Source organism: Lactobacillus sp. JM1, from assembly GCF_009834385.1.
In the GTDB taxonomy this organism is placed as follows: domain Bacteria; phylum Bacillota; class Bacilli; order Lactobacillales; family Lactobacillaceae; genus Lactobacillus; species Lactobacillus paragasseri.
The window spans coordinates 163,190-176,878 of record NZ_CP044412.1 but is presented as its reverse complement, the minus strand read 5'-3'; the positions used below and the strand labels follow the sequence as shown (position 1 = coordinate 176,878).

At 38.5% G+C, this 13,689-nt stretch carries 2 protein-coding genes; both read right to left on the bottom strand.

What is annotated here, in order from left to right; translation table 11 throughout:
* Positions 1–63 precede the first annotated feature (63 nt).
* Positions 64–1,281: an MFS transporter gene (locus F3I00_RS00825; protein ID WP_020806622.1), complete on the bottom strand. Its 1,218-nt coding sequence runs from the start codon at positions 1,279–1,281 to the stop codon at positions 64–66.
* A gap of 111 nt (positions 1,282–1,392) precedes the next feature.
* Positions 1,393–13,458 carry an MBG domain-containing protein gene (locus F3I00_RS00820; protein WP_201288367.1) on the bottom strand — a complete coding sequence of 4,022 codons (12,066 nt, stop codon included), beginning with the start codon at positions 13,456–13,458 and terminating at the stop codon, positions 1,393–1,395.
* Between the last annotated feature and the right edge of the window lie 231 nt (positions 13,459–13,689).

The window sequence follows — 13,689 nt, the reverse complement described above, 5'->3', positions numbered from 1 at the left end:
AATAGAAGAGATCGCTTACATTCTGTAAAGGTTTTCATCTAAAGAGAAAAATCATGTAAAAGTTTACCTAAATATTTTCAACTTATCTTTCAATTGTGCGTGGAGCGGCACAATAATTGCCAACATCATAAAGATTCCAGCTGCAGCTACAATAAAGAAATTGATATAGCCGAACTTATCAATCACTAGTCCTCCGAATAAAGGACCAAAGGCTCTACCAATCGCAGACGTTGAAATTGTTAATCCTTGGTATTTTCCTTTACTTTCAACTGGAGATAAATCATTTACATAGGCTGGCATTGCGGGCATGGCAGTGGATTCACCTAAAGTCAAAGTAACCATTGAGAATACAAAATGTGCATAATCTTTTGCGAAAATTAAAGTTACAAAAGAGATAGCAAACATTGTAACTCCGAACACAACTTGATGGAATAAATTCTTAAAAGTATTAGGAAAACGACTTAAAAAAGCCTGTACAATCACAATAATGCTGGCATTAATTGTCCAAAGTAAACTATATAAGTGAAATGGAATGCCCAAAGAAACCATATAAACTGAAAGATTAGACTCCCAGTTCATGTACATTAGCCAGATCACAGCCAAAGTAGTAAAAAAGCCAATAGTTAATTTTAGATTAGCACTAGGCATTGGGGTTATCTTATTTTTACTATTAGTATTTTGCTGAGCTTTTCTTTCCAAATGAAACTTAATAATTGGACGATAATTAATAATTGAGTTTATACATACAATTACGAAAAGACTGGCCGCAATAATGAATAAAATCGTAACAGAGTAATCATAAATATAACCTACGATTAAAGTACCAAGTACCACACCTAGATTTTGTGCAAAATAGATCGTATTGAAAACATACCTGCCAGGCTTAGACTTAATACTAGTTGCAATTGAATTAATTAAAGCCCCATTCCATCCACCAAGTAGCCCAGTCAAAGTCATCCAAACCCAATAAATCGGCCAAGTATGATTAGCAGCCATTCCAAACAAAACTAAGGCATCTAAACCTGCTCCTGCAATAATTAAATAATAGGGATTGAAATGATCATACGCCCAACCTGCAACAAAGGAGCCAAGCATATTAGCTAAACAGTTAAAGAGCAGTACAATTCCAATCATCGCCAAAGATACGTGTAATCTCTTATTTAAATAAACCGAAGTCAATGGCCAGATAAAACTAGCTCCAATCCAGGTAAATAACTCACCTAATAGAAGCCAATGAAGCTTAATCTCATCATCTGGTTGAATATTCTGTTTGCCGTGCATTTTTTCACCCTTTTCTCTAAAACTCTTACATTCAGTCTAGCAATTAATGAGCTATTTTGCACGAGAGTTAAAAAAAAGAGGCAAATTGCCTCTTTCAAAACCTATTCAGTTTTATTTATCGTCATCCTTTTTCTTCCGTCCACCAAGTAAACCAAAGATACTAATACCAGCAAGAAGTGATCCAATTGCAGCAATTAAACTATTGTCATGAAGACCAGTTTGCGGCAATTCATGTTTTCTTCTTGAACCAACTGATAATAGTTCACCCTTTTCACTGTAGATAGCTCCATTTTCTTTAACTTTGCTACTTGCTGGATATACATGACCAGTATGGTCTACTAAACGACCATCTGCACGTTTCTTATATCCATATTCGTGAATGAGTTTATCTTGAGTCTTAGTTTCTTGCTTAGAAACATTTTCTTCTTGTGGCTTATTTGGTTTATTTTCTGGAATTGTTGGATAAGTTTGTGAATTCTTAGTGTAAATTACGTTAAATACTAGGTCTTCTGAGTTAGGAGTTACAGTTTGAGCTGCAACTTTAGCTGGAGAAGCCGTGTATCCAGAAACTTTTGGAGAAGGAACTTCATTAAAGATTTCTTCAGCATTATTCCAGCTATTCCAAGTAATTTCACCAGTTACAAGATTCTTTACACCAGTTCTAGTGAAGTTAACTTTCATTTCCTTATCGGCAACGATTTGTTTGCCATTAGCAGTGTGATAATGGATAGTTTCAGTAACAGTCTTAGATTGTTGTACTTTTTCAGTCTTAGCTTCAATGACAATTGTAGTTAAACCACCATTTTCACCAATCTTGATTGAAGTTGGAATAGTATTAGCAGCTTGCCAGTTGTTAGGTAATTTTGGTGTAAATGTTGTATCTAAGCCGTACTTACCTGAAACAATTTGGGTACTAATTTCTTTACCATTCTGATCAACATAGCGAATTACTTGGCTTTCTGAAGCAGGAGCGTAAGTAATTTCAACTTGGCTATTAGCAGTATGTGAATTAACTACTTTAGCAGGTACTTCAGCTACGCTTGGAACATAGTGAGTAATGACATGAGGAGTGTAACTATCCCATTGGGCTGCATGATTAGAAGCATTTGAATTTTGAAGTTTCCAATCGCTGTAAGTAACTCTACCTGTTACTTCATCAAACGTTGCCGTTCTAGTGAAGTTTACAGTTTGAGTGACCTTAGTAGTCTTACCGCTTGGGTCAGTTACAACAATCGTACGAGTTGGTGTAGCTGTTAAACTTTCCATCTTCTCGTAATTCTTGCTTGGATCACCAGGTACTGGACCTGTTGGGATATCCTTTTCTGGTGTGTCTGGAGTTACGATAACTGTTCCATGCTCTACTTTTACAGTTACTGTTGGAATACCATTTTCGCTAATTGTTATTGTCTTAGGAATATCTTGACCTGGTACAATCTTCCAACCCGATGGAACTTGTGGAGTTACGTTGACTGTTTCGCCAGTCTGGCCAGATATTGTGGTTTGACCGACTTCCTTACCATCGCCATCAACATAAGAGATCTTACCTGTTTGAGTATTTACAGTGTAAGAAATGCGTATTGTTTCATCTGCAGTTTCAGCGCTAACAACTTGTGATTTTACCATTTGAGTTGCAGTGTAACCTGCCACTTCTGGTGCTGCGTATTGCGACCATTCTGTTGGTTCAGAACTTGCCCAGTTACTGTAAGTTATCTCGCCTGTTACTTCATCAAACGTTGCTGTTCTAGTAAAGTTTACAGTTTGAGTGACCTTAGTAGTCTTACCGCTTGGGTCAGTTACAACAATTGTTCGAGTTGGTGAAGCTGTTAAGCTTTCCATCTTCTCGTAATTCTTGCTTGGATCACCAGGTACTGGACCTGTTGGAATATCCTTTTCAGGGGTTTTCGGAGTAACGATCGTTGTACTGTGCTCTACTCTAACAGTTACTGTTGGAATACCAGTAGCTGTTGCTGTAACACTCTTAGGAATATCTTGGCCTGCTACAATTATCCAGCCTGTTGGTGCTTCTGGAGTTACTGCAACGCTTTGATCAGTCTTGCCTGTTAATGCAGTTTGACCAACTTCATTGCCTTGACTATCAACGTAAGAAATCTTACCTGTTTGGTTATTTGCAGTGTAAGAAATGCTTACTGTTTCATTCTTAGTTTCAGCGCTAACAGCTTGTGATTTTACCATTTGAGTTGCGGTGTAGCCTGCCACTTCTGGTGCTGTGTATTCTGACCATTCTGCTGGTTCAGAACTTGCCCAGTTACTGTAAGTTATCTCGCCTGTTACTTCATCAAACGTTGCCGTTCTAGTAAAGTTTACAGTTTGAGTGACTTTAGTAGTCCTACCGCTTGGATCAGTTACAACAATCGTACGAGTTGGTGAAGCAGTTATACTTTCCATCTTCTCGTAGTTCTTGCTTGGATCGCCCGATACTGGACCTGTTGGAATATCTTTTTCTGGTGTTTCTGGAGTAACAGTAATTGTGCTATGCGTTACTTTCACAACTACTGTTGGCACTCCAGTTGGAGTAGCGACTACTGTTTCAGGAATATCTTGACCTGAAACAATTTGCCAGCCTGTTGGAGCTTCTGGCGTTACCTTGACAGTTTCACCAGTCTTACCACTGATTGTGGTTTGGCCAACTTCTTTACCATCACTATCAACGTAAGAGATCTTACCTGTTTGATTGTTTGCAGTGTAAGTAACAGTAATTTGACTATTCTTATCATTACCAGTTACTTTCACTTGCTCAACCTTAGCAGGAGCTGCTGTGTATCCAGCAAAGGCAAATGGAGTAAAGCCAGCGAAGATATCTTTACCATCTACTGCAGTCCATGAACCTTCACTATTTACAACAATCTTACCAGTAACTAAGTCATACTTAGCAGTTCTAGTAAACTCAACAGTTTGAGCTTTTTGAGTTTCTGGAATTTGAGCTAATTGGGCTGTACTTAATCCTTCGTAGTTGATTGTCCGAGTAACGTCCTTAACTAAGCCATTTTCTCTGAACCAATTCTTATTAGTTGGATGTGGATTAGTACTTGGATCAGTTGGATTAAGCTCATTCAACTTATGAACTAACTTGATATACAAGTTTTGATTCAATGTCTTACCAAAAGTATAACTAGTTGGTAATTCTTGATCTGGAGCTAATTCGTAATTGTCAGGAACAACTAATTTAAGATCATTGATAGTTGAATTAGCAACACCTGTCTTAGTAATTGTCTTACCGACTTGCTTATTACCATCTTGTGTATCTTCAAACTCAATACTTAAAGTTGCATCCAAGGTAAATCTAGCGTCTGAAGAAATATTCAGTTTGTAGTTTGGATTTGTTTTTTCAAGAGCAGCGATACTTTCTGGAGTTAATTTAATTACATAAACGCCAGATTCAGATGGAACTCCAGTTGCAAACTCATAAGTCATCCCTGTTGGAACTGTAATACCTGCGGGAGCGTGAACCGTGAAGTTTGCATTATCAATTGAGGTTGATGTGCTTTCCTGACTACCAGAAATTGTTACATTTTCTTCAGCTGGCCTAATTACGTAAGTAAATTGTCCACTTTCAGAAATTGCGTAGTTAGGATTGTCAGCTTGTAATTTCTTCAATCCATTTGCGGTCAAAGAAATGTAGTAAGTACCAGCATTAGTTGGTGCTGATATTGCCTTACCATTTGCGTCTACCCATTCGTAGTCGTCATTAGTCAAGTTAGCGGCATTCAAGTCTTCACCATTTACTAGGCCACTAGTGGTGAACACGCCAAAGTTTTCAGCTTGAGTATTGATTACTGCTGGCTGACCATCGTAAGTCTTGCCATCTGTACCAGTACCATTATTACCAAGGATTACATTAAGAGCTTTTTGCTTAATTGTGTAAACAGCAGCACCTAAAAGATCTTGTGCGTCTAAAGTTACATTTCCTTGGCCAGCATATTGGTTGATTGCGTTTTGCAAGTTTGTAATACCATCTGCACTTAACTTAATAGTGTAAGTACCAGCATTAGTTGGTGCTGATATTTCTTGACCATCCTTATTTTCCCAAATGTAATCTCCAGCTTGCAAAGCATAAGTACTTTGAGCACTTGATCCTGGGAAAGCAAAGCTAACAATAATATCACCGTTTGTACTATTCACTTCAGCAGTAGTTGCAGCTTGACCATCATAAGTCTTAGAAGATGAGCCCCTAAGAGTTGCAGTACCGTTTACAACGTTGATCGTGTAAGTAAATTCGCCATCAACTGAAGTAAAGTTGTAATTTGAATTATCAGCTTTTACTTGTGCAATTGCATCCTTAGTCAAGCGTAAGTAGTAAGTGCCAGCGTTTACTGGATTACCAGTCATTGCAACGTAGTTACCGTCAGCATCTTTACTGTACCAAGCATAACTATTGGCAGTTAAGCCAGTAAGGTTAAGATCTTGGTTAGTGACTAAACCTGTTGTATTCCACTTGATCTTGTTCATTACATCCGAAACAGAAGTAGTTTGAGCATTGTAGTCACGATCAGCTGAACCACTAATTTTTGCAGTGGCAGGAGCTGGATTAATTGTGTAGTTAATCAAACCAGCTACAGAACTAAATTGATAGTTTGAATTTGCATTTTGTAATTCAGCAAGCGTACTTGCATTTAAGCGTGCCTGGTAGGTTCCAACATCAACCGGTGCACTTTCAAGCTTATTACCAGTTTCATCATACCAAGTGAAGTCGCTAGCGCTAATACCCGGATTTACTAATGGATTATTAGCAACGATTCCATTTGCAGTAATAGTTATTCCATTAACATCAAGATCCGCTGCTTGAGCATCATAAGTCTTACTTTGATCAGGTGCAGAAATTGTTACGTCAGTGAGTGTTTGTGGATTAATTTTAAAGCTTGCTTGACCACTTAGTTTATCTGCTGAAACAGTCACATTAGACTGATCATTGTCACCTAAACCAGCTTGTGTGTTCAAAGCGTTTTGTAAATGATCTAGAATAGCTTGCTTGTTTAAACTAATCGTGTAAGTACCAACATTAGTTGGTGCATTGCCATTTGCAGTACTCCAAGTATAGTCACCGTTTTGTAAAGCATAGGTACTTTGAGTAGTTGAACCTGGGAAAGTAAAGTGAACTAAAATCTGCCCATTGCTATTAACTTCAGCAGTTGTTACAGCAGTTCCATCAAAAGTCTTTTGGTTAGAGCCACTAAGTTCTGCACTAGCTGCGGCTGCTTTTACTACATAATCAGCATTAGTATTAAATGCCCACTTGTAGTTAGCACCCTGATTACCAGTTAAGGCTTTTAGCTTTTCTTGACCAGCTTCTGATAATTCTACTTGATAAGTACCGACATTAGTTGCATCACCAATAATTTGTAAATCATTAGCTGTCAAAGTTAGAGTCTGTGCTTTACCATCAGCGGAGTAAACCGTAGTAGTGTAAGCTACGTTGTACTTATCTAAGTTAAGACCACTTGATAAGGTTGGTACGGCATTATAAGTTTTGCCGTCACTACCATTAAGAGTAACAGTAACTTCACCTTGTTTAACCGTGAATGTTCCCTTCGCAGTTACATCAGCAGCGGTTTGTGGGTATGAGTAATTAGTGCCGAGCTTTTCTTCAATGTTAGCCAAACCTTGTGCAGACAATTCTACTTGGTATTCACCAACATTACCTGGGGTTTGGTTAAATACTAGATCACCATCAACTGTGTGATAACTTAGAGCAGCCCCATTTTCAGTGGTAATTGTTAATACATAGCCAGATGGGTTTACTTTAATTGCATTGAGCCAATCTTGCGTACCATAAGTTACACTTGATTGACCTGAAACAGCAATAGTTACTGGCATTTGTTCAACAAAGAAGTTAGCCTTAGCATCCGCAGCTTGCGTCCAATCGTAGTTGCTTGAACCAGCTAAATCTTTAAGCTTTTGCAAACCTTGTGCTGATAACTTAACTTGATAAGTACCCACATTAGTAGGTACAGTAACAAACTCAAGATCACCAGCAGCTAAAGTTACGTTTGTATAAATTCGTTCTGCATTATTATCAACAGTTTCATTATGAACAGGTGCGGTGATAGAAATACTGTAATCACCAACATTAATGTTAGTCGATTCACCATATTTCACATGTTGAGCCCCAGTAATTTTTACCGTTGTATTAGCTGGCGTAATAACATATGAAGCTGGTGTATGACTTGGTTCAACAATCTCTTCATTATCCTGTTCATCAACACCGTTTTCCCCAATGTTACCCGAGAAGTCATAGTCTGGGAATAATTGGCGTAACTTATCAGTTAGCTGCTTAGAAATTTTTACGCGGTAAGTGCCGACATTAGTTGGAACACCACCATCCGGATAGCCTTCAACATATAAGTCACCAACTGTCCAGGTAAGTCCAGTATCATTATCATTATTTAAAAGCTTATTGTCTTTCCAAGTTAAGTTTGGAACTGGTAAATCAGTAGAAAGCCAATTAGTAAAGGCTAATTGATACTTACTTGGACTAAATGGCGTTGCTGTTCCATAAACAGTCGTTTGATTACCAGTTAAGGTTAATTCAGCTTTATGTTCATAAATGAAGTACTCACCGCTCTTAGCTGACTGACTAATCTTATAATTAGCAGCACCTGATAATTGCTTAATTCTTTTAATAGCGTCAGCAGTCAATTGAACCTTGTAAGGATTACCTTTTACAGGTTGACCATCGGCACCAATCCCGGCATTAGCATGGATAGCATGTTTGCCGTTGGCATCAACTACTTCAAGATCAGATGGAGTTAAAGTAAATTTACCTAAATCAGTTGGCTCAGTAGTTGAATTGCCCCAAACTAATTTAATATCGCCATTGTTGATTTGCTCTTGCGTAATTTCAGCATTCTTGTCATTAAAGACTTTAGAAGCACTACCTGAAACACCAATTGTTAATTCAGCTGGAGTCACTACATATGGGATTTCTCCAGAAATTGTGCTCTTACCATTTTCTTCAAAAGTGTAATTAGGGTTAGCATCCGCAAAGGCCTTTTCACCTTGAGTATTCAGCTTCAAGTAATAAGTACCAGCATTAGTTGGTGCAGATGAAAGTTTATTGCCTTGACCATCATACCAAGTAAAGTCACTAGCTGTGAAAGTAGGAACTGTTAAGTTTTCAACGTTATGGAAGCCAAAGTTGTTAGCTGTTTCAGTCTTAGTTGGATCAAAGCTGACTGGATTGCCATTATAGATAGTATTTTCTCCACCATATAGTTGAACGTTAGCAGCAACTGCCTGCTTAATCTCAAAGCTTGCAGAGCCTCCGTCGTCAGTAGTTGTCGTAAGGACCACGTTACCAGCACCCACAACCTGATCAATCTGACTTTGGATCTTATTGATAGCAGCCTGTGTCAACTTAATCGTGTAATTACCAACGTTTACTGGCGATTGGTTATCACTCGTTGACCAAGTATAGTCACCAGCTTCTAAAGTGAAGCTCTTTGGCAAGTTGGCAATTCCAGTACCGTTAATAGCTACCTTAATTGTTGAACCATTAGCATCAACCCAGCGGATTGCCAATCTTGAATCGGCGTTAATAGCTACCTTAATTGTTGAACCATTAGCATACAAGTCAGCAGTAGATACCGCTGAGCCATTGTAAATCATTGAGCTATTACCACTAAGATCTGCGGTAACTTTAGCCTGGTCAATCGTGTAAGATCCTTTACCTGCAGAAGCAGTAGCAGCCCACTCAACATTATCGCTATTAATTGCCTTAATGTGGTTCCAGCCTGACTGTGATAAGCGAACTTGATACGTTCCGACTTTAACAGGGGCTTGGCTTGTCCAATTGCCGTCAACATTAAATTCAATATCGCCAGCAACCAAGTTATAAGTTGGATTGTTAGGCTCATTTAACGCAATTGAGTATTTACCCAAGTAATCATCAGCACTAACAGGCGTTCCGGTATAAGTGTATGAAGGATCACCACTGAAGACTGCGCTTGCCTTATATTTTTTAATTACTAAAGTACCAAAAGCATTTGGATCAATACTAATATGATAATTATCGCCAACAGCATTCTGAATCTTAGCTAATCCAGCAGCAGTCAACTTCACTTGGTAGCTACCGACATTTTCGGCTGGACCGTTAACGATCGCAAAGTCACCTGAATCAAGAGTTACATCGGCTAAGCTTGCAACAGCGCCGGTAGTATTACCGCTAGTTTGAGTGATTGAAACCTTCACACTGTTAGTGTCGTCAGCATTGTAGACCACATTAATCGGTGAACCATTGTAGGTTTCGGTTTGGGTACCAGAAACGCTAACCGTATTAGCAGATGGTGTAATTTCAAAGCTTGCGCTACCGCTAATTGCATTATCTGCGAACTTAACGTTACTTACATCATTTTGACCGTTACCAACAGCTTGTTTAATTATTCCTTCAATTGCATCTGAATTCAGAACAATTGTATAAGGTTGACTATCTGCATTAACTGGAGCTTGACCATTTGGTGTATTCCAAGTAAAGTAGCCATTATTTAATTTAACTGTAGTTGAATAGTTAGCATTACCATCCTTTGGATAATGCAAAGTCAAAGTAATGTTGTTACCAGTACTAGTTGAGTTGAGATCATCAACACTGACTGCTTGGCCATTGTATTCACGGCTTGCGCTACCTGAAAGAGTAGCTGAAGCATTAGCCTGGTTAATCGTGAAAGTCCCGTTGCCAGAATTAGTTAAGTCAAAGTTTGGATTATTAGCATTTAACTTAGCCAAACCAGCATCAGTCAAGACAACCTTGTAAGTACCCACATTAACTGGCGCATTACCATCAGCCCAAGTAAAGTCGCTGCTATTTAAGCCAGTGGCATCAAGCGTAACGGTTTGACCATTAACAGTCGTTGTAAAGACAAACTTACTTGGATCAAGTGTACTTGGAGCAGCACCATTATAAGTCATCTCATAATTGCCGCTCTGAGCATTAGCCATTACAGCATTATCAGCAAGCTTATTAATCATGTAAGTTGCATTGCTGGTAATAGTTGATTGCCCATTTTGAGTCCAAATAATACTGTTGTTGCCGTATTTAGCAATAATGCCATTTTTACCTTGAGCAGTTAAACGAACTTGATAGTTGCCAGCATTGATTGGTAAGGCAGTAGTCCAGTTCATACCATCGGTTGAAAATTCAACATCGCCGGCTTGAAGAGTATACATACCTGCGCCTGCAGTTGGTCCTGTAACATTCACTTTCAAAGCATTATTAAGTTCAGCATTAGTAATAGCTTGGCCATTATAAGTACTAGTACCAGTACCAGTTAATGTAGCTGTAGCTACAGCACCCCAAGTGATATTAATAGTTGTATCTTGCGAAGTACCATTGACTGTTTCAGCTGGAATTTGCCCATTAACGAGTTGAATTGGAGTAGTAACTCCATTAACTGTTTTAGTAACAGTCATTGTGTAGCCGCCTACTTTTGGTACATTTAATGCATACCAATACATTGAATCAGTACCCCAATCGTTATAAGCAATTCCACTATCATTAACATTCAAGTGTGCGGTACGTGTAATTGTAGACTTTTGAACTGTCGTTTCTGTTTCTTTACCTGGTTGAGTAATATTAATTGTTCTTGTAACTGTTTTACTAAGTTTAGAATTAGGAACATAGTAAGTAGTTAACGAATTACGCCAGTACCAAGTTGAATCAGTATCATTTGTATAACCCGTTCCAGAATTGACTCCTGGATTGCCAAAAACAGTTGAACTATAAATTGCTGCTGGATAAGCACTGATGATCGCAGTATAGCCATCTTTAGTAGGAACGTTAATTCCAAGCGAAGATCCTGAAGGTTGACCGTTACTTCCTAAGCCAGTCCAATTACCCTGACCAGAGATAACGTGGAACCCTGGTGTATCGCTATCGCCAGCATCAGTATCCCAACTCCAACCACTATATGTGATTGTGTTAGTTGACACATTTAGGCTTCCGGTCTTTTTATAAAAGATCTCAAGCTTATATGGTGAAAATACTTCTTCCCCAGTTAAATCGCCAGCGTCAGCATAAACATAGTTTTCAGTGACAGTCCGAGTTTGAGTTTCATTAGGAATATACAAAACAGTATGAACTGGACGTGCTTCATAAATTGGAGCGTTCTCAGTATATGCTAAGGATTCCTTACCTTCGCCGGATGTCCCTGCCTTATTCCAAGTTGGGTAAACAAATTGATTTGCTGGTTGATCCGATTGATCAGTAACCGTTGCAGCGGTGTAACCATCCAATGTCGGCACATCAGCTACAACTGCTCCCCAGCTTTGTGGAAGGCTAGTCCAAGTACCTGATTCAACATGGTAACCATTCTGCCCTTGCTTGGTATCCCAAAGCCATGGAGTGTAGGTAACTTTCTTAGTAACCAGATCCTTTGACTTAGTTCTTGAGTAGTACACATCAAGGACAGCAGAAGTAAATGCAGACCCGTCTGGCGTATAAGTACCATCGGCATTAACTTTAGCCTTAATATAGTTCACAGTCGGCTTACGAGTTTGTTGTTCTTGTGTTTCCTGGATCTTGTGCTTAAGATTAATGGTCATCGTTGCACCGGTTAAAGCCTTAAGAACGGAGAAAGTATTCTCCCACTGATAGTTTGGAGTTGTCCAATCGGCGGTTGGATTGGTAAGCGATACCCCGTAACTCCCAACTAACTGCACCCCATCCGGCACGCCAGAAGTTGAAACAGAATAATAGTCACCAGCATCAGCACCTGCTGGAAATGTTAATTTCGTGTTAATGCTTGGATAATAGCCACCAGTTCCTGCTGCAGCACTGCCTGACACTTCTACCGTACCAAGATTAGTATTTGAATCTTCATCGTGGAAAGTAATGTAGAAGTGCATCTTTTGGTGAATTGGCACTTGAACAACAGGTGTAGTTTGACTAAAAGCAGCCAAAGTATACTGACTTGGAATTGACGCACCGTTTCCTAGTTCATAGCCGTCTGGCATTGCCATATGGAATTTAAGCCCTTGAACTACGTAAGGGACCTTAATAACATAAGGATCACCGATAACTGTAGGAGCAAGTGGTGCACCAGCAAAAGTATTGTTATCCGTAACTTGAACATTGGCCCAGTGGATACCTAAACTACTTGTATCCAGTGTCCCTAATATCTTGTAAGAAAAGGCAGTAGAATCATACGCGTATTGATTGACAATCATCGTAGAAAAGTCATTGCCATTAGCATCAGCAGTATTAAAGTCTGGGGTATCGTTTACCCTATTCACATAGTAGAAGGTACTTGGTTGAAGCTGTGATCGTGCTTCAACGTAAGATTCAATATCCTTAGTTGTACTTGTACCATCTTTATACGTTACTCTGATAGTCCCAGATATCGTACTACCATTAATAGCATCTTGCTGCGTTGCAGTTGGGGCATTGCCAACCCAAGAAAAAGTAGCCCCGCTTTGAATTAAAGCAGCCGCATTGGAAATAAATTTTGAGGCTAAATTTGTCAAATCACTTCCAGCAACTACATAAGCAGGTGTGTCGCTATCCATAGTATAAGTCTCTGGTGCAATATGTTCGGTTGAATCAGCATGAGGGGTTACAGGTTTAATATTCGATTTTTCTTGAGTAGCAGAATTACTATTACTTTGATTAGTTTTAGTAGAAACGGAAGTTTCGCTAGTTAAGACAGGTGTATATTTTGAAGTTGAGGTTGATCTATTTTTTTCAACAGTATTTTGGGCAGAATTATCCTTAGAGCTTGTTGTGTCAGAGCTATCTTTTGAAGAAGTAGATGCTTGAGTAGCAGTAGCTTTAACAATATTAATAGTTGTTTGACTTTGTGCTTGCTTAGATTTACTTACTTGAGTAGCAGTTTCAGCAGATGCACTATTTGTCTGATCTTCTGACTTGTTACTCTTAATTTCAGCAGCAATTGGAATTGGAGCATGCTTTTCAGCGGTTGCCAAAGAAGATGCCTCTACTTTTGAGTCATCTTTTTTATCAGTATTATTATCAGAACTATTATTAGTAGTATTAGATGATACACTAGTCGTTGTAGTGTCCGCCGCATTAACATCCGTACTTGCGTGAACTGTCTGACCTTCATTAAAAGTTAGAAATAAAGTTGAAAGTAAAACAGAACAAACACCAACGCTCAATTTTCTAATACTAAAACGTTGTTTAGAATCAAAGTCTTTTTTATTGAATAACATTTTAGCCTGTCCCTTCAATTTTAAATTGGTAATAGTTATAAGATTTCTATAGTTATTTTAACGCGTTAAAAATAATTCTTATAGGATTTTTGATTAATTTATTATAACAACTCAATTTACTACTTTATCAGTATTAACTCTAGAGATTGCTATTCTTATTATACTAGAATTTTATCAATTATTACATTATTACGAATTTCCAATACATATACTTTACAGGTTAAATAAAAG